The sequence below is a fragment of the Streptomyces sp. NPDC059900 genome, from assembly GCF_050270335.1.
Taxonomy (GTDB): domain Bacteria; phylum Actinomycetota; class Actinomycetes; order Streptomycetales; family Streptomycetaceae; genus Streptomyces.
The window spans coordinates 1-15,924 of the sequence record NZ_JBNNJZ010000151.1; the positions used below are offsets into that span (position 1 = coordinate 1).

18 protein-coding genes are annotated in these 15,924 nt (G+C 70.2%); 10 read left to right on the forward strand and 8 right to left on the reverse strand.

The window, feature by feature from the left end; genetic code table 11:
- The coding region (locus ACQKIP_RS20790) for a hypothetical protein (protein ID WP_427743729.1) at window positions 1-836 on the forward strand (836 nt) is incomplete at its 5' end.
- Here ACQKIP_RS20790 and ACQKIP_RS20795 read toward each other — a convergent pair.
- Window positions 814-981, reverse strand: coding sequence for an SCO1431 family membrane protein (locus ACQKIP_RS20795; RefSeq protein ID WP_365864171.1), 168 nt, complete (start codon window positions 979-981; stop codon window positions 814-816). The two genes, ACQKIP_RS20790 and ACQKIP_RS20795, sit on opposite strands and share 23 nt — an antisense overlap.
- Before the next feature lie 241 nt (window positions 982-1,222).
- Here ACQKIP_RS20795 and ACQKIP_RS20800 point away from each other — a divergent pair, with 241 nt between their 5' ends.
- The 7 genes from ACQKIP_RS20800 to ACQKIP_RS20830 all read left to right on the forward strand — a co-directional run bounded on the left by ACQKIP_RS20800 (window position 1,223) and on the right by ACQKIP_RS20830 (window position 6,591).
- Window positions 1,223-2,704, forward strand: coding sequence for a M1 family metallopeptidase (locus ACQKIP_RS20800; protein ID WP_365864173.1), 1,482 nt, complete (start codon window positions 1,223-1,225; stop codon window positions 2,702-2,704).
- A gap of 125 nt (window positions 2,705-2,829) precedes the next feature.
- Window positions 2,830-3,057, forward strand: a complete 228-nt coding sequence (locus tag ACQKIP_RS20805; protein ID WP_365864175.1) for a hypothetical protein — start codon at window positions 2,830-2,832, stop codon at window positions 3,055-3,057.
- 151 nt (window positions 3,058-3,208) lie between these two features.
- Entirely contained in the window at window positions 3,209-3,517 is a 309-nt protein-coding gene (locus tag ACQKIP_RS20810; RefSeq protein ID WP_365864177.1) for a hypothetical protein, read from the forward strand.
- Entirely contained in the window at window positions 3,514-4,875 is a 1,362-nt protein-coding gene (locus ACQKIP_RS20815) for a hypothetical protein (protein ID WP_427743732.1), read from the forward strand. The genes ACQKIP_RS20810 and ACQKIP_RS20815 overlap by 4 nt, the downstream gene beginning before the upstream one ends.
- 8 nt (window positions 4,876-4,883) lie before the next feature.
- A complete protein-coding gene (locus tag ACQKIP_RS20820) occupies window positions 4,884-5,297 on the forward strand; it encodes a hypothetical protein (RefSeq protein WP_365864180.1) in 414 nt (137 codons plus the stop codon).
- The gene (locus ACQKIP_RS20825; protein WP_365864183.1) at window positions 5,284-5,916 is read left to right on the forward strand and encodes a hypothetical protein; all 633 of its coding nucleotides are present in this window, start codon (window positions 5,284-5,286) and stop codon (window positions 5,914-5,916) included. Before ACQKIP_RS20820 ends, ACQKIP_RS20825 begins: the two co-directional genes overlap by 14 nt.
- A gap of 42 nt (window positions 5,917-5,958) precedes the next feature.
- On the forward strand, window positions 5,959-6,591 hold the full coding sequence (locus tag ACQKIP_RS20830; protein ID WP_365864184.1) for a hypothetical protein: 633 nt from the start codon (window positions 5,959-5,961) through the stop codon (window positions 6,589-6,591).
- Between the two features lie 50 nt (window positions 6,592-6,641).
- Here the strand turns inward: ACQKIP_RS20830 and ACQKIP_RS20835 are convergent, their stop codons facing one another.
- A complete protein-coding gene (locus ACQKIP_RS20835) occupies window positions 6,642-8,006 on the reverse strand; it encodes a peptidase C39 family protein (protein ID WP_365864186.1) in 1,365 nt (454 codons plus the stop codon).
- 205 nt (window positions 8,007-8,211) lie between these two features.
- Between ACQKIP_RS20835 and ACQKIP_RS20840 the strand changes: the two genes are divergently transcribed.
- Together ACQKIP_RS20840 and ACQKIP_RS20845 are read left to right on the forward strand one after the other, a co-directional pair.
- The gene (locus ACQKIP_RS20840) at window positions 8,212-8,856 is read left to right on the forward strand and encodes a uridine kinase family protein (RefSeq protein WP_365864188.1); all 645 of its coding nucleotides are present in this window, start codon (window positions 8,212-8,214) and stop codon (window positions 8,854-8,856) included.
- A gap of 433 nt (window positions 8,857-9,289) precedes the next feature.
- Window positions 9,290-11,161, forward strand: coding sequence for an AAA family ATPase (locus ACQKIP_RS20845; RefSeq protein ID WP_365864190.1), 1,872 nt, complete (start codon window positions 9,290-9,292; stop codon window positions 11,159-11,161).
- Between the two features lie 18 nt (window positions 11,162-11,179).
- Here ACQKIP_RS20845 and ACQKIP_RS20850 read toward each other — a convergent pair whose 3' ends face one another.
- From ACQKIP_RS20850 to ribH, 6 genes are all read right to left on the reverse strand, one after another.
- Complete coding sequence (locus ACQKIP_RS20850) at window positions 11,180-12,256, reverse strand: hemolysin family protein (RefSeq protein ID WP_365864192.1); 1,077 nt, start codon at window positions 12,254-12,256, stop codon at window positions 11,180-11,182.
- A complete protein-coding gene (locus ACQKIP_RS20855) occupies window positions 12,253-13,596 on the reverse strand; it encodes a hemolysin family protein (protein WP_365864193.1) in 1,344 nt (447 codons plus the stop codon). Before ACQKIP_RS20855 ends, ACQKIP_RS20850 begins: the two co-directional genes overlap by 4 nt.
- Before the next feature lie 198 nt (window positions 13,597-13,794).
- A complete protein-coding gene (locus tag ACQKIP_RS20860) occupies window positions 13,795-14,250 on the reverse strand; it encodes a PH domain-containing protein (RefSeq protein ID WP_365864196.1) in 456 nt (151 codons plus the stop codon).
- Window positions 14,251-14,273: 23 nt separating this feature from the next.
- Window positions 14,274-15,122, reverse strand: a complete 849-nt coding sequence (gene hisG / locus ACQKIP_RS20865; protein WP_365864198.1) for an ATP phosphoribosyltransferase — start codon at window positions 15,120-15,122, stop codon at window positions 14,274-14,276.
- 53 nt (window positions 15,123-15,175) lie between these two features.
- Complete coding sequence (locus tag ACQKIP_RS20870; protein ID WP_135330016.1) at window positions 15,176-15,448, reverse strand: phosphoribosyl-ATP diphosphatase; 273 nt, start codon at window positions 15,446-15,448, stop codon at window positions 15,176-15,178.
- A gap of 35 nt (window positions 15,449-15,483) precedes the next feature.
- Window positions 15,484-15,924: 6,7-dimethyl-8-ribityllumazine synthase (gene ribH, locus ACQKIP_RS20875; RefSeq protein ID WP_427743737.1), on the reverse strand; the 441-nt coding region annotated here is incomplete at its 5' end.

Below are 15,924 nucleotides of genomic sequence, written 5' to 3' on the forward strand. Positions count from 1 at the left end.
GGGAGCGGATCAACGCGGGTGAGGGGCCGCGGACGCGCAGCCGCGCCGCCAATCCCTATCTGGCGCTCACGGCTCTCTTCGCGGCGGTCCTGCTGGTCCCGACGGGGCTGTTCCTGCTCTGGCAGAACCCCGCGTGGGCGACCATGCACGTCGCGCGGGGGCACGACGGGGTGTGGGCGGGGTTCGTGCTCTTCTACGCCGGCGGCATCCCCGTCGCGGCCGTTCTCGGGTTCCTGGTGGCGCAGGGATTCGTCCTGGTGGGGGCGGGCTACTGGGCGTATCTCCAGTGCGTGGGCGGGTACTTCCTGCTCTTCGGGACGCTGGTCCACGGCTGGGACGGCAGGGGGTACGAGCGGTTCTTCTCCGCCGGGGCCGGGGACTTCGCGGGCTGGCGGCAGGACAGCGTGGTCAACCACGTACTGGACTTCCTGACGTCCGGGACGTTCCTCGCGCTGCTGGTCTTCGGCGCGGCCGTGATCGGCACGATGCTGCTCACGGAGATCGGCTGGCTGATGGAGGGCTGGTCACTGCCCGGCGCCGACGAGGACCGCAAGGTGCACCGGTTCCTGGCGATCGTCGTCGCGGCGGCCGGGGTCTACGGCCTGCCGTTCGCCGGCGCGCTCGTCGCCGGCGTCCTCGTCCGCCTCCTGGGCGGGTGGATCGGCCTGCCGCTCTTCGCGGTCGTCGCGGGGCTCACGCTGCTGGCGCGGCGCTCGCCCGTGCGCCGGCTCTACGGGCTCGTGGGCGTGCCCCGAAGGCACTGGCGGGCGGACCTGGATCCGGCCGGGGAAGGTGAGGGTCGGAAGACCCGGGTCACATCAGACCGATCTGGGTGACGAGCATCGCGAGGACGACGACGAGCGTCCAGCCGAGGACGTGCTCGAGGACCTTGGGGCCGTCCTCGTCGGGGCCGCCGGTGCGGGTCGTCGCGCGGGGCTGCGCGGTGGCGGCGGCAGTGGCTGTGGCGGTGGCAGCGGTCATGGCATCACTCGATACGTATGCGTCACGCCTCTCGGCGCGACGTCCGGCAGCGGACTCCCCCCACTGACCCGTCCACCTTGCCATCGGATCGTGCCGCCGCGGGAGAGAGCTTGGTCACGGACCCGCCGGATCCCGTACAACTCGGGCCAAGAGATGTGCGTCTCACTACCAGCGGCGGGGCACACCCCCAAGCGCACCCCCGCTGACTCGTCCGCGCAACCTTCTGACCGAAAGGTTTCCGATGAGCTCGTACCGGACGCCCCGCCGCAGGGCACGGCTCGCCCTCGCGGCAGCCGTCACCGTGACGGCGGCCCTCACCGGGACGGTGTCGCAGGCCGCGCCGTCCGCATCCGGCACACCGACACCCGGCGCCGCCGGCCTCGGCGACCCGATGTTCCCCCTCGACGGGAACGGCGGGTACCGCGTCGACCGCTACACCCTGGACTTCGACTGGCAGGCCCCGCGGACGCCGTTCGAGGCGACGGCGACCATCAAGGCCACCGCCACGCAGTCGCTCTCGCGCTTCAACCTGGACTTCGGGGGCAACACCCTGCACCGCGTGCAGATCGACGGCTCGACGGCGCGCACCTCCCGCGCGGGGGACGAGCTGACGGTCACGCCCAAGTCGCCGATCACCAAGGGCCGTACGTTCACCGCCAAGGTCACGTACACCGCCGACCCGACGCAGACGCGGCACCGGGACGACGCGATCGAGGACTACGGCTGGATACCCACCGCCGACGGCACGGTGGTCTACCCCCAGCCGAACGGGGCCCGGCTGATCTTCCCGGCCAACGACCACCCCAGCCAGCGGGCGCCGATCACCTTCCGCATCACCACGCCGAAGGACCTGACGGCGGTCGCGAACGGCAAGCTGGTCGACCGCACCGAACGCCCCGGTGACCGGGTGCGCTGGACGTACGACTCGCAGCAGCCGCTGTCCACCCAGCTGGTGCAGCTGGCGGTCGGCAAGTTCAAGCTCGTCGACGGCGAGGGCCCCGGCGGGCTGCCGCTGCGGGACGTGGTCCCCGAGTCCCTGGTCGAGCCGACGGCCGAGTACCGCAAGCTGACCCCGGACCACCTCGCCTGGCTCCAGGAGAAGCTCGGCCCCTACCCCTTCGACCGCTACGGCATCCTGGTCGGCGACACGGACCTGGCCGTCGCCCTGGAGACCCAGACCCTCTCGCTCATCCCGAAGGCCGATCTCCTGGGCACGAAGGTCGACGCCGAGCGGAACATGGTGCACGAGCTGACCCACCAGTGGTTCGGCGACAGCGTCGCCCTCAAGAGCTGGTCCGACCTGTGGGTCAGCGAGGGGCACGCCCGCTTCTACGAGCGGATGTACTCCGAGGAGCACGGCGGCGACAGCTTCGAGGCCGCCATGAAGACCGCCTACGCCGCTCACGACCAGTGGCGCCACGACTACGGCGCCCCGGCGGAGCCGACCGAGCCGAACCTCTTCAAGCGCATGCGGTACGACGGCTCGGCCCTGGTCCTGTACGCCCTGCGGGAGCAGGTCGGCGAGGCGACGTTCCAGAAGATCGAACGGGCGTGGGTGACCGGGTTCCGCGGCAAGACCGCGAGCACCCGGCAGTACATCGACCTGGCGTCGAAGGTCGCGGGGCAGGACCTCTCGGGCTTCCTGGAGCCGTGGCTGTACGGCTCGAAGACTCCGCCGATGCCGGGGCACCCGGACTGGGTGGTGGATCCGGTCCAGGGCTGAGCCCCTGATCGCGGCGTTCGTGTGAAGCACGGCGTTCGTGTGAAGCACGCCGTCTGCGGCTCGTGCGCCGGGATCCGCGGGTGATCCGCGGGTACGGTGGGCCTCTCGTCGAGCTGGGAGGTCTCATGTCGGACGACGAGCACTACGAAAACAACGCAAACAGCGCGGGCACCGCAAACGACGCAGCCAACGAGCAGGACCGCGTACGCCCGCCGCTCCTCGGCACGGAAATGCGCGAGGCGACGCTGCCCGACGGCTCTCAGGCAGTGGTCGTCGTACGGGCCGGCACCTCGCAGGACGAGGTGGACGAGCAGGCAGCCCGGCTGCGCCGGGGCGCACCCGAGGCGAAGTAACCCGTTCCGGACGACGGCCCCTCCCGCATCAGCGGGAGGGGCCGTCGTACTGATGATCGGATCCGCCCCGTCGGTTACGATCCCCGGGTCATGAACTGAACATGCTCTGCGGCCCGTTCTGTACAGCGGTCGGGCCACGGGAGGGAGAGCTGTGTCCGGTAGCGACCTCACGGTCGACTATGAGTTCCTCATCGGTTGCGAACGCCAACTCGGCAATCTGCACACGACGTTCAAGGACATCGAGAACCGTCGCGACGGCATGGAAAAGCACTGGGGCGCCGGGAACATCGCGGATGCCATGGGCGATTTCGTCGACAACTGGGACGATTACCGCACCAGGCTCATCGAGGGCCTGGAATCGACCGGCAAGCTCGTCGCCGAGACGAAGAAGGCCTTCGAGAAGCTGGACGAGGAACTCGAGAAGCAGACCAAGGGCAAGGGCAAGGGGAAGGGCCGGTGACCGCGGCGGCATCGAAGCGCCGCCCCGTCGACTGGGAGCCGCTGTGCGAGACCGACCCCGTGCCCGGCGCCCCGGAGGAGATCCGGGAAGAGGTCCGGCACATGGTCTCGGTCGCCGAGAAGCTGCGCAAGCAGGCGGGGAACCTCAAGGCCATCTCGGACGAGGACAAGCTCAAGGGCAAGTACGTCCAGCGTCTGCGCGAGGACTCCGGCACGCTGGAGAAGCACATGCGGGAGGTGGCTTCCCGCTACGAGCGCGTCCACGGGCACCTCACCAAGTGGGCGAACAAGCTGGAGGACCACCAAGACGACGCCGACCGGATTCTGCGCGAGGCCAAGGAGAAGCACGCCGAGGTCGAGCGCGAGAAGGCCAAGGACGCCGAGAAGGCGGACGGGGACAAGGACAAGAAGGCGAACCCGTCGGAGAACGGAACTGACGGCGACCCGCTTCAGTCGTACAGAACCCGCCTCAACACCGTCACCGGGAACCGCGACAGCGACGCGAGCCACTACTCGGGCAAGATCAATGACGAGATCGACGACGTCATCGAGGACTCGTGGTGGGACAACGTCAAGGGCTGGGTCCATGACAATGCGGACCTGATCAAGGCCTTCATCGACATTCTCGGCTGGATCGCGACGGCGCTGGGCTTCCTGGCCCTGCTCATTCCGGGCCTGAACCTGGTCATCCTGGGGATCGCGGCCCTCACGATCGCACTCAGACTCCTCCTGGTGGCGTCCGGGGACGCCACCTGGACGGATGTCATCTTCGACGTCGTGGGCGCCCTGCTCGTGGTCGGTGGCCTCGGGGCCGCCGCGAAGCTCGCCAGCGGTGCCAAGGCCACGGCCGGCGCCGCCCAGGCCGCCCGGACCGCCGGACTGAGCAGAGGGCTCAGCGGCGTCAAGGGCGTCATGGACGACATGGGCCGGTTGATGACCAAGCTGCCGGAAGGGGCGGGGAAGACGGCCATCGGCGGAGCCCGTAACGCCATGCGCAAGTCCATCTCCCAGAATGTCGGCCTGGTCGCCAAGGGGCCGCTGCGGGTCAGCCCGCTGTCGACCGTGCTGCACCTCGGCGACAAGGAGATGGCCGGCATGGCGAAGATGCTCCAGGCGAACAAGGCCACGATCCCGGCGGCCGCGGGGGCCGCCGCGGACAAGGCCTACCGGTCCTATCAGGCGGGCCTCGGCGTCGCCTGGACCGGCATGGGCATGGACGTCATGGACAAGGCGCTGGGCAAGAGCGACCTGACGAGCGTGACCTCCGAGAAGTTCGGAACCGGCGAGAAGCCCTACAACGCGGGCTACTCCGACTGGAAGGACAACACCCTCAAGCCCGCCCCCGACACGCACTGGTAGGAACGACCATGGACCTGCGCTCGGCGCAACGCATTGCCGAGGCCGAAGCCGCCCGCACCGGGCTCGGCACCGGCCCCAACCGGCGGCTCCGGCTGACCCTGATCATCGGAATGCCCCTGTTCCTGCCGGTACTGGGGATCATGATCCTGGTGCCGAAGTCCCTGATGAACGATGTCCTCCACGTATACGAGGCCGCGATCATCGGCTGTCTCCTGCACTACGTATGGGTCTTCGCGAAGTACCCCCGCCATGCGGACCGTCCGCCCTACCTCACCCGGGATCTCGCCATGGGCGGCGGCTTCTTCCTGCCCTCGATGTTCTTCGGTTTCTGGGCGGGCATGATCGCCGCCCCGGTGTGGGCGCTGTTCGTCGGCGTCGCCTACGCCCTGGAAGGGAGGCGGGAGCGCCGTGGCCACCGCTGAGCACCGCCGGCCCCCGGTCGGCTTCAACCTGGTGCCGCCGCCCGGCTGGGACGTGATTCCGCTGGAAACGGGGACCCGGGAGGCGATGGACCGCATCGTCCGCAAGGCCGTCGCGCAGCTGCCCGTCGGTTTTCCCAAGGACGACATTCCGAAGGCCCGGCTGAAGCTCCTCCAGGAGATGAAGAAGGTCGTCCGCCGGGCCAGCGCCAAGGGAGGAATGACCCTCTACCTCCCTACCGAGCCTCTGCACGGCATCACACTGCCGGTGTCGATCGTCGCCTCCGAGCCGATCGAGATTCCGCGGGTGACGCCCGACCGGGGCCCGGAAGCGGTCCTTGCCGCGCTCGCCTCCGAGACCCCCGGAGCCGAGATGCGGGAGCTCGACGACACCGCGGCTCTGCGCTCGGAGAAAGAGGTCCCCGCCGATGCCGCCCAGGGCGTCGAAGTCGCACACCGCCAGGTCGAGTACTTCGTGCCCGTCCCGGACAGCACCCCCGACAAGTACCTCACCTTCTCCTTCAGCGCTCTGATCGCGCCCGGCTCGGACCCCGTCTTCCATGACACCCTCGTGGAACTGTTCGACGCCGTCATGAGCACCTTCCGCTGGAGCTATGCCTGAAGGCTCTCCCTCTGCTCGCGCCCCCGACGAAAGAGACCGCGCATGTCCGAAGGCACCCTGTGGAGCACCGACCTCGGCGCCCCGCTCCACATCGACACGGACGCCAACCCAGGCCTCTGGGGCTACCTCCACCTCCAGATCGACAAGAAGACGTTCAAGGAGTGGCTGGACCTGCACCTGACCGGTCTGGCCGCCGTCCACGACATCGAGCTCACCCGCAAGCTCCGCAAGTTCCACAAGAACTTCTACGAGCAGACGGTGGTGACGCTCCGGGACAAGCTCCGGGCGGACGAGGCGTTCATCTACCACCCCGTGCCGCTGACCTCCATGCCCCTGGTCGTGCACGCCACCCGCATCCACTGCGACGCCCCCGACGCGGCCTCCTGCGAAGGGCTCGCCGCGCCCGCCGTGCCGCACCCGGAGATCCCCGAGTGGCAGCAGCGGACCGGCAGCATCGCATTCGCCTCCCCGCACCTGGGCGCGGACGGGGTCAGGGTCACCCGCTCCTACCCCGCCGACAGCAGCATCATGATGACCTCGGTGACGTACCACTGGCACACCCCGCCCGGCGTCCCCGACGTCTGCCTGCGCGGGCATCACGACGATCCGGAAGTGATCGCCGCGGCCATCGAGCCCCTGGACGACTTCGCCCGGACGCTCCGCCTTCCCGCGTAATCAGCACAAGGCCCCCTCTCCGCCAACGGAGAGGGGGCCTTCGCGCTGCCTCAGTGGATCCCCACCCCGGCCAGCGCCGCCTTCTGCTTCGCCGAGAGTTTCACCGGGAAGTACAGGTAGCAGACGCCTCCCGTGCCGGAGACGACCTTCCCCGTGGAGTTGTAGCGCTTGGTGCGCAGCCAGATGTTCTCCCACTCCCGGCGCTTGTAGATCCGGCGTACCGCCGCGTTGCTGTCGGACGCCGGGTCGTTGGCGATCACGTCGCCCTTCGACGTGAAGCCGATCACCGTCATCAGGTGGCCCGCCGTGCCGTAACCGGCGCCCGTCAGCTCCTCCTTGAGGAACGACTGGGACGTTATGGCCGGGATGCCCGCGGCGATCAGCGACTCCAGCTCGGTGAGCGAGGCCAGACGCGTGACGACGCCCTGCATGTCCTTGTACGTCGCCGCGTAGGCCGAGTTGAAGGGCCAGTTGCCGCAGCCCGCGTACTGGTAGTCGAAGGTGTACCGCGCCGCGTGGCACACCTGGGGGTCCTCGTAGGACGGGTCGACCCAGGCGAGGTCGGCGGCGGTCGGCTTGCGGCCCCAGAACTCGATGATCATCTGCGAGGAGGTGGGGCTGCACCAGGCCTCGCCGCCGTTGTCGTACTCGGGATACTGCCCGGCGTGGATCTCCTGCGAGTAGCGCGGGACCTTCAGTTCCTTGGTGAGCCCCGGCTTGGACGCCGGGACGGTGAAGCGGTCGGGCACCGCGGAGGCCATCGCGCCGAGCCGCCACACCGTGGGGGTGTGGGTGGCGCCCGGCTTGCGGTACAGGGTCAGACGCAGCTGGTACGAGGCCAGGCGCAGCCCCGTGGTCGTGTCGTCGATGGAGAAGGTGTCCGTCCAGATGCTGGATTTGCCGTCGCTCTGGTCGTCGACCGACGTACGGCGGATGTCCTTCTCCTTGTCGTCGCCCGAGGTCCAGCGGCCCAGGACGTACCAGGGAGTCTTCGTCTTGTCCGAGTACGTGCCCTGGAGCTCGACCTGGAGCCACGTCCCGGTCGGCGTGCGGGCGTTCCAGGAGGCGACGACCTCCGTGGCGGGGACGGTGGGGCGGTGCACGGGCGAGGTCCACCGGGCGTACTCCCAGGTGGCGGTCTTGCCGGTGTGCGGATCGGCGTAGTCGGTGCGGCCCGCGGCCTCGGCGATCTCCACGGCCGGGCGGGCTCCGGACACGGCGCGGGTGCCGTCGGCGGTGCCGGCGCTCCAGTCCGCGTGCGAGGCCCAGAAGCGGTTGCTCACCGGCCGCTTCGCGCGCGGGGCGCCGCGCAGGCCGGTCGAGGCGAGGGCGGGGCTCGCCGTGGCGGCGAGTGCGGCCACGGCGGCGGCCGTGGCGAGGACGGTTCTGCGGGACATGTCATCAGCTCGGTCCATGGCGGGGACCCCCAGTCGACGTGGGCTCCGGACGGATCCGGAAGGGGCAGGTCAGGTGCATGGCGGTAGGCCAACTATGGCCGCTGTACGCCGACTTCTGCCAGCGCTTCGACCACCACCGTGTCCGCCAATATTGGCCTCGACCACTGGCGTGAGCAGGCACGGCGCGCGGAGCAGCAGATTCCGCACCCGTACGCTGGACGAGATGACCGCACACGCCACCCCCCTGTCCCGCGTCGCCGCGGATCTGCTGGACCTGCCGCCCTCCTGCGGCCCCGTCCGCCTCGTCGCCGTCGACGGGCACGCGGGCTCCGGCAAGTCGACCTTCGCGGACCGTCTCGCCGAGGCCCTGGGCGGCGCGCCCGTCCTTCGCCTCGACGACATCGCGAGCCACGACGAGCTGTTCGGCTGGACGGAGCGGCTGCGCCGGCAGATCGTCGGGCCGCTCTCGCGGGGCGAGAGCGCGCACTACGAGACGTACGACTGGAACGCCCGGCGCTTCGGGCCGGCGGGCCGCTCGCTGCCGCCCGCCCCGGTGGTCCTCGTCGAGGGCGTCGGAGCGGGGCGCCGCGCGGTGCGCCCGTTCCTCGCGTGGCTCCTGTGGATGGAGTTGCCCCGCGAAGAGTCCTGGGGCCGGGGGCGCCGGCGGGACGGGGCGGTCCAGAGTGACTTCTGGGACGGGTGGGAACCCGCGGAGCGCCGGCACTTCGCACAGGACCCTTCACGCCCCTTCGCTCAGTCTTTGGTGCGACAGTGGCGCGAGGGATATGAGGTACTGCGGGGGCCGAATGAGACGGCTGCGCAGAGCCAAATCGTCACGGAGAGTGATGGACCAGAGGCAGCGCGCTGAACCAGCGGAAAGCGACTTCCGGAAGTTCTCACGAGTTTCCATGAGTGCCCCAACTCTGCTTGACCGAGGGCCCTTACAGGACTTACGTTCTGAATGTGCGGCCTTCCGAGGTCGCCCGCAGACGCGAAGCCCCCGGTTGTTCCCCCGTGATCGGGGGCTTCGTTCTGCCCTTCAACCTCGCATACCGGACGCTACGAGCCGCCTTTCGCTCACCCTCGGTGACGACGAGGTCCCCCTTCACCTGCCTGATCCCGCGCTGCGGCACCCTACGGCCGAGCGCTCCTCCGCAGGTACGATGCCCTTCGGTGCGACGTACGGACGGCTGCTCCGCGCATCCGTTCAACGTCCGTCCGCAGCACGGCGGTTCAGCGAAGTTGCCGACGGGCACCGGTCCGGCGGTACACAAACGGGGGCACGGTTTGTGGGGGACGTGATGGACTTCGACGCGGTGGGCTCACCCGCCCCGGCCGACCTCGCCTGGCTGAGGGGCGTCGACGCCTACACGATGGGCGCCTATCCGCAGGCGGAGGAGGAGTTCCGGGCGGCGGTGCGGATGGATCCGGCGATGGCCGACGGCTGGCTCGGACTGCACGCGCTGCGCATCGACACGACGACGGCGCTGCTGCGGATGTTCCAGCACAGGGACAGGTTCGGGGAACAGCGCACCCGGCACGGGCGCACCCTCAACTCCTGGTACTGGCTGGGCTGGTGGGTGCAACCGGTCCTGGAGAGCACCCGCGATCTGCTGCTCGCGCACGCGTCGCACTGGCTCGACGGACGCCATGTCCCCGAACTGGACCGGGCGTTGGCGGGGCTGCCGCCGGTGGACGCGGATCCGCAGGTGCGGTTCCTGCACGCCTGCCGTTCCTACCTGGTCAAGGACTGGGAACAGCTGGTCCGGCACACGGACTCGCTGATCGACGACACGATCCTCGGCATCGAGGCCGGCCTCTTCGGAGGCATGGCCCGGGTGCGCCTGGAGATGTACGGCCAGGCCGAACCGCTCCTGTCCGCCGCCCTGATGCGGTGCCGCAGCGAGCAGCCGCAGCGCAAGGAGCTGCGCTACTGGCTGGCCCGGGCGCACGAGGGCACGGGCCGCTCGGCGGCGGCCATGCCGCTGTACCGCGCGGTGCACCGGGTGGATCCCTCCTTCATGGACACCTCCGCACGGCTCGCGGCGATCGCCGAGGGCGACGGGTACGACGAGGTCACCGACCTGGCGGCGATCGCCCTGACCGGCTTCGGACAGGACGTGATGGAGAGCCCGGACGGGATCGATCCGCTCTTCGGCAGCGAGGGCCGCGACCTGAAGCTCACCGAACCCGACCTGCCCACGAGCGGCGGCCCCGCCGAGACCGACTCCGTGCGCGAGAAGGCGGTCATCCCCGTCCAGCCGGGCCTCTCCCAGCTGCCGCCCGGCCCCACCGACCCCGCACTCCTGGAGGCCGCGCTCGCCGAACTGGAGGGCATGGTCGGCCTGGAACCGGTGAAGCGCCAGGTCAAGGCGCTCTCGGCGCAGCTGAACATGGCACGCCTGCGAGCCGCGCAGGGACTGCCCGTCCAGCCGCCGAAACGACACTTCGTCTTCTCCGGCCCCTCGGGCACCGGCAAGACCACGGTGGCCCGCATCCTGGGCAGGGCGTTCTACGCCCTTGGCCTGCTCGGCGGCGACCACCTGGTGGAGGCCCAGCGCGCGGACCTGGTCGGCGAATATCTCGGCCAGACGGCCGTGAAGGCCAATGAGCTGATCGACTCGGCGATCGGCGGCGTGCTCTTCGTGGACGAGGCCTACTCCCTGTCCAACTCGGGCTACGGCAAGGGCGACGCGTACGGCGACGAGGCCCTCCAGGTGCTCCTCAAGCGCGCCGAGGACAACCGCGATCACCTGGTCGTGATCCTCGCGGGCTACCCCGAGGGCATGGACCGCCTGCTCGCCGCCAACCCCGGCCTCTCCTCGCGCTTCACCACCCGCGTGGACTTCCCCTCGTACCGCCCCCTGGAGCTCACCTCGATCGGCGAGGTCCTGGCCGACGAGAACGGCGACGTGTGGGACGAGGAGGCCCTGGACGAGCTGCGCTCCATCAGCGGGCACGTCGTCGACCAGGCATGGATCGACGAGCTCGGCAACGGCCGCTTCCTGCGCACGCTCTACGAGAAGAGCTGCGCCTACCGCGACCTGCGGCTCTCCGGCTACCCCGGCGAGCCGAGCCGTGACGACTTGTCGACACTGCGGCTGCCCGACCTGATGCAGGCGTACGGCGAGGTGCTCTCGGGGCGGGGGCCGCAGGACCCGCCGGGGGTCTGAGGACCCCGCCCCGCGCACTCAGACCAGGGCGCCGTCCCTGGACTCCCGGGGCCTTCGCGGAACCGCGACCCGGTGCGCCGGGTCGCGGACCTCGCCGACCAGGAGTTCGAGGACGTCCTCCAGGGCGACCAGGCCGAGCACCTTGCCCGACGCGTCGGCGACCTGCGCCAGATGCGTCGCGGCGCGGCGCATCACCGTCAGGGCGTCGTCCAGGGGGAGCTCGGCGCGCAGCGTCGTCATCGACCGCCAGACCTGCTGCGGCACCGCGCGGTCGGCCTCCGCGCCGTCGGTGAGATCCAGTACGTCCTTCACGTGCAGGTAGCCCATGAAGGCGCCGTTCTCCGCGCGGACCGGGAAGCGGGAGTAGCCCGTGCGCCCGGTGAGCTCGATGACCTGCGACGGGGTGACCCCGGCGCCCACCGTCACCAGCGACGCCCGGTCGAGCAGGACGTCCGTCACCGGACGCGAGCCCAGTTCGAGGGCATCCTCCAGGCGCTCCTGCTCCTCGGGTTCGAGCAGTCCCGCCTGGCCCGAGTCACCGACGAGCCGGTTGAGCTGCTCGCTGGTGAAGACGGCCTCGACCTCGTCCTTGGGCTCGACCCCGAAGAGCTTGAGGACGAGCCGCGCACACGCCCCCAGTGCCGCAGTGACCGGACGGCAGACACGGGCGAAGGCGACGAGGCCGGGGCTGAACCAGAGCGCGGTCTTCTCCGGGGCGGCCATCGCGAGGTTCTTGGGGACCATCTCGCCGACCACCAGGTGGAGGAAGACGACCACGGCGAGCGCGATGGCGTACCCCAGCGGATGGATCGCCCCTTCGGGGATGCGCGCCGCCTCGAAGACGGGCTCCAGGAGATGCGCGACGGTGGGCTCGGCGACCGCGCCCAGCGTCAGCGAGCACACGGTGATGCCGAACTGGGCGGCCGCCATCATCTGCGGCAGGTTCTCCAGGCCGTGGAGCACCTGGCGGGCCCGTTTGCCGGTCAGCGGTTCGATCTGGCTGCGGCGCACGGAGACGAGCGCGAACTCGGCCCCCACGAAGAAGCCGTTGGCGAGGACGAGCAGCAGGGCGAACAGGAGTTGGAGCATGCTCATCGGGCGGCCTCCGCCACACTCATGACGTCCGGGGTCTGTGCCGTGCGGACGAGACGGACCCGCCCGGCGCGGTAGCGGTCCACCTGCCGCACCGCGAGCCGCCAGCCGGGCAGTTCGGCCCGGTCGCCGGGGACGGGGATGCGGCCGAGCAGATCGGCGACGAGTCCGGCCACGGTCTCGTACGGGCCCTCGGGGACGTCGAGCCCTATCCGCTGGAGCGTGTCGACGCGGCAGCTGCCGTCGGCGTCCCACGCGGGTCGGCCGTCCTCGGCCGGTGCCACGGCGATGTCGGGCAGGTCCAGGAGGTCGTGCTCGTCGCGGACTTCGCCGACGAGCTCCTCGACGATGTCCTCCAGGGTGACCACCCCGGCCGTACCGCCGTACTCGTCGACGACGACGGCTATGGGCTGCTGGCTGCGCAGCTGCTCCAGGAGCTGCTGCACGGGCAGCGTCTCCGGGACCAGCAGCGGCGTCTGCGCGATGCGGCCCACCGGCGCTCTGAGGCGCTCGTGGGCCGGGACCGCGAGGGCGTCCTTGAGGTGCACCATGCCGACGATCTCGTCGATGCGCTCGCTGTAGACGGGAAAGCGCGAAAGCCCGGTGGCGCGGGTCAGGTTCACCACGTCCTCGGCGGTCGCCGACGTCTGGAGGGCGCTGACCTTCACCCGCGGGGTCATGACGTGCTGCGCGGTCAGCTCGCCGAGGGAGAGCGTACGGACGAACAGGTCCGCGGTGTCCTGTTCGAGGGCGCCCGCCTGCGCCGAGTGCCGGGCCAGGGAGACCAGTTCGCCGGGGGTACGGGCCGATGCGAGCTCCTCGGCGGGCTCGACGCCCAGGAGCCGTACGAGCCGGTTGGCCACGGCGTTCAGGAGGGCGATCACGGGCCGGAAGAGGCGCGAGAACACGTGCTGCGGGCCCGCGACGAACCGCGCGACCTGGAGCGGCTTGGACACCGCCCAGTTCTTCGGGACCAGTTCCCCGATCACCATCTGCACGGCGGACGCGAAGAGCATGCCCACCACCACGGAGACGCCCGGTACGGCACCTTCCGGCAGGCCGGTCGCGGTGAAGGGGCCCGCGAGCAGATGTGCGAGGGCCGGCTCGGCGAGCATGCCGACCACGAGTGAGGTGATGGTGATGCCGAGCTGGGTGCCGGAGAGCTGGAAGGACAGCTCCTTGAGGGCGTCGACGACCCCGCGGGCCCGTCGGTCGCCGTCCGCGGCGGCCTTCTCGGCGTCCGGGCGCTCGACGGTGACGAGCCCGAACTCGGCGGCCACGAAGAAGCCGTTGGCGAGAATCAGCAGGAATGCCGCCCCGAGAAGCAGCAGGGACGTGGTCATGCCGCCGCCTCCCTGGTCTGACCTGTCCCGGTATGTCGGGAGGGGGCGGCGCATGTACTACAGGACGAACCGTCCATCGCCGGAGGGAGTCACTCCTCGGGTAGCAGGAGCCCCAGCGGACCGGGCGGGCCCGACTGGGGCGGGGCGGCACACCATGCGTGCCCCGCCACCAGATTAATCAAGACCCGGCCACAAACGTCAGCCCTGCGGGGTGCGGTCCTCGGCGAGGGCACGCAGCGCACGGGCGTCGCTGATGGCCCGCTGCTTGGCGATGCCGGGCTGGATGCCCATGACGGGCAGGCTGGTGCCGTCGCTGAGGTTGAGGAACACCCACGGGTCACCGGGACGCAGGTTGACCTGGACGATCTCGGCCCACTCCAGGCGCCTGCTGGTGGCGATGTTGACGACGGTCACGCCGGACTCGTCGGCGACGACCTTGGGCCTGCTCAGGAGCGCGAGCACCCCGAAGAGCAGCACGCCGGTGAAGATGAAGCTGAGCCGCTCCCCCGCGCTGAGGCCGGGGATGAGCAGCGAGATCACCGTGAGCACCACGAGGATCGCGGCGCCCGCGGTGAGCAGGACCGCCCGGGTCCGGCCCGGCCGGAAGGTGACGGGCAGGGCGGGGGTGTCGGTGCTGTCGGGCTGGTTGCTCATGGCCGGGGTCTCCTGCCGGGTCATCAGAGGCGGCAGGCGTGGATGGCCGTGGTCAGGATGGCCCGCGCTCCGATGGCGTACAGGTCGTCCATGATCCGCTGGGCTTCCTTGGCCGGGACCATGGAGCGGACGGCGACCCAGCCTTCGTTGTGCAGGGGCGAGATCGTCGGCGACTCCAGGCCGGGCGTGAGGGCGACGGCCTGCTCCAGGTGCTCGGCCCGGCAGTCGTAGTCCATCATCACGTACGACCGGGCGACCAGGACGCCCTGGAGGCGGCGCAGGAACTGCTGGACCTTCGGGTCGTCGGTGTCGGCGCCGGTGCGCCGGATGACGACCGCCTCGGACTTCATGATCGGCTCGCCGAACACTTCGAGGCCCGCGTTGCGCAGCGAGGTGCCGGTCTCCACGACGTCCGCGATGACCTGTGCGACGCCGAGCTCGATGGCGGTCTCCACCGCGCCGTCCAGGTGCACGACGGAGGCGTCGACGCCGCTGTCCGCGAGGTGCTTGGCGACGATTCCCTCGTACGAGGTCGCGACGGTCTTGCCCGCGAGGTCCGCGATGGTGTTCGCCGTGCCCGGCTTCGCGGCGAAGCGGAAGGTGGAGCGTGCGAAGCCGAGGGGCAGGATCGTCTCGGCGTTCGCGCCCGAGTCGATCAGGAGGTCCTGACCGGTGATGCCGATGTCGAGCTTGCCGGCCGAGACATAGATCGCGATGTCCTTGGGCCGGAGGTAGAAGAACTCGACTTCGTTGTCCGGGTCGACGAGGACGAGCTCCTTGGACTCCTTGCGCTGCTGGTATCCGGCCTCATGGAGCATCGCCGACGCAGGTCCGGACAGTGAACCCTTGTTGGGGACGGCGATGCGCAGCATGAGGTCGGATTCCTTTGCGTGACGGGAGAGTCGGGCGGAGGGTGCGGTACGGCTCAGAGGTGGGCGTACACGTCGTCGAGGGAGATGCCGCGGGCGACCATCATCACCTGCACGTGGTAGAGGAGCTGGGAGATCTCCTCGGCCGCGGCTTCCTTGCCCTCGTGCTCGGCGGCCATCCAGACTTCGGCGGCCTCCTCGACGACCTTCTTGCCGATGGCATGGACGCCCTTGTCGACCAGCTCGGCGGTGCGCGACGTGGCGGGGTCGCCGTTGGCGGCCTTGTGCTGGAGCTCGGCGAAGAGCTCCTCGAAAGTCTTCTTGGACATGATGGCTCTTACTTTACGCGGCTCCCCGGACCCGCTCACCGCCAGGGTTCGGAGATCGTACGCAGCGTGGTCGCGGTGGCCACGGCCGCGGTGACCGCCTCGTGCCCCTTGTCCTCGCGGGAGCCCTCGATGCCCGCCCTGTCCAGGGCCTGCTCCTCGGTGTCGCAGGTCAGGACGCCGAAGCCGACGGGCACGCCGGTGTCCACCGTCACCTGGGTCAGCCCCTGGGTGACGCCCTGGCACACGTACTCGAAGTGCGGGGTTCCGCCGCGGATGACGACGCCGAGGGCCACGATCGCGTCGTAGCCGCGTCCTGCGAGGACCTTGGCGACGACCGGCAGCTCGAAGCTGCCGGGTACGCGCAGGACGGTCGGCTCGTCGATGCCCAGCTCGTGCAGGGCGCGCAGCGCGCCGTCGACGAGGCCGTCCATGACCTTCTCGTGCCACTGGGCGGCGATGACCGCGACCCGCAGGTC

Excerpts from the sequence above, each read along its gene's own strand:
- ACQKIP_RS20795 (WP_365864171.1), bottom strand. The coding sequence starts at position 981 with ATGACCGCTGCCACCGCCACAGCCACTGCCGCCGCCACCGCGCAGCCC.
- ACQKIP_RS20800 (WP_365864173.1), top strand. The coding sequence starts at position 1,223 with ATGAGCTCGTACCGGACGCCCCGCCGCAGGGCACGGCTCGCCCTCGCG.
- ACQKIP_RS20805 (WP_365864175.1), top strand. The coding sequence starts at position 2,830 with ATGTCGGACGACGAGCACTACGAAAACAACGCAAACAGCGCGGGCACC.
- ACQKIP_RS20820 (WP_365864180.1), top strand. The coding sequence starts at position 4,884 with ATGGACCTGCGCTCGGCGCAACGCATTGCCGAGGCCGAAGCCGCCCGC.
- ACQKIP_RS20830 (WP_365864184.1), top strand. The coding sequence starts at position 5,959 with ATGTCCGAAGGCACCCTGTGGAGCACCGACCTCGGCGCCCCGCTCCAC.
- ACQKIP_RS20835 (WP_365864186.1), bottom strand. The coding sequence starts at position 8,006 with ATGGACCGAGCTGATGACATGTCCCGCAGAACCGTCCTCGCCACGGCC.
- ACQKIP_RS20840 (WP_365864188.1), top strand. The coding sequence starts at position 8,212 with ATGACCGCACACGCCACCCCCCTGTCCCGCGTCGCCGCGGATCTGCTG.
- ACQKIP_RS20845 (WP_365864190.1), top strand. The coding sequence starts at position 9,290 with ATGGACTTCGACGCGGTGGGCTCACCCGCCCCGGCCGACCTCGCCTGG.
- ACQKIP_RS20850 (WP_365864192.1), bottom strand. The coding sequence starts at position 12,256 with ATGAGCATGCTCCAACTCCTGTTCGCCCTGCTGCTCGTCCTCGCCAAC.
- ACQKIP_RS20855 (WP_365864193.1), bottom strand. The coding sequence starts at position 13,596 with ATGACCACGTCCCTGCTGCTTCTCGGGGCGGCATTCCTGCTGATTCTC.
- ACQKIP_RS20860 (WP_365864196.1), bottom strand. The coding sequence starts at position 14,250 with ATGAGCAACCAGCCCGACAGCACCGACACCCCCGCCCTGCCCGTCACC.
- hisG (WP_365864198.1), bottom strand. The coding sequence starts at position 15,122 with ATGCTGCGCATCGCCGTCCCCAACAAGGGTTCACTGTCCGGACCTGCG.
- ACQKIP_RS20870 (WP_135330016.1), bottom strand. The coding sequence starts at position 15,448 with ATGTCCAAGAAGACTTTCGAGGAGCTCTTCGCCGAGCTCCAGCACAAG.